The following is a 762-nucleotide window of genomic DNA, read 5'->3' on the forward strand; positions in this document are numbered from 1 at the left end:
GCTGGCGCTGGCCGAGGCGAACAAGGCCAAGGCCGGTACCGCCAACGTCGAGTTCCGCAAAGGCGCCATCGAGAACATCCCCTTGCCCGATGCCTCGGTGGACGTGGTGATCTCCAGCTGCACGATCAACCTGTCGCTGAACAGAGCGGCCGTGTTCGCCGAGATGTTCCGCGTCTTGGTTCCCCGCGGCCGGATCGGGGTCTCCGACGTCGTCGCCGAGGACCGTCTCACACCGGCCGACCGCGCCGAACGCGGCTCGCATGCCCGTTGCATCGCCGGAGCCCGGTCCCGGCAGGAGTACCGCGATACACCGATGCCAAAGCCGCCAAATAGCCTGAACCGATGAACACACGCGCGCGAGTACTGATCAGCGCCGCAGAGCTGGCCGGCCTCATCCAGGTTCACGATCCCGTGACCATACTCGATGTGCGTTGGCAGTTCGATGAGCCAGATCAGTACCCAGCCTACCTACAGGGCTACATCCCGGGCGCGGTGTATGTGTCACTGGAGCACGAACTCAGTGACCACACGATCGTCGGCCGGGGTCGCCACCCACTGCCATCGGGATGCGGCGTCGAGGCCGCCGCACGCCGGTGGGGAATCCGGCAAGACGCATTAGTCGTGGCATATGACGACTGGAATCGTGCTGCTTCAGGGCGGGCATGGTGGGTGTTGACCGCGGCAGGGCTCACCAACGTGCGCGTTCTCGAGTTGCGTCCAGGGAAGTGGTGTACGAGCCGGTGAGGTCGGCGGGCGTGTCGT

General features: G+C 65.4%; 1 protein-coding gene and 1 pseudogene. Both read left to right on the plus strand.

Translation table 11 applies throughout. From position 1 onward, the window contains the following. Positions 1-346: methyltransferase domain-containing protein (locus tag F6Q13_RS18465; protein ID WP_293059633.1), on the plus strand; the 346-nt coding region annotated here is incomplete at its 5' end. Beyond that, positions 343-711: pseudogene (locus F6Q13_RS18470) on the plus strand (sulfurtransferase); the annotation flags it as partial. The gene F6Q13_RS18465 and the pseudogene F6Q13_RS18470, both read left to right, overlap by 4 nt. Between the last annotated feature and the right edge of the window lie 51 nt (positions 712-762).

Origin of the sequence: Mycobacterium sp. (genome assembly GCF_008709575.1) — a bacterium.
Taxonomy (GTDB): Bacteria; Actinomycetota; Actinomycetes; order Mycobacteriales; family Mycobacteriaceae; genus Mycobacterium.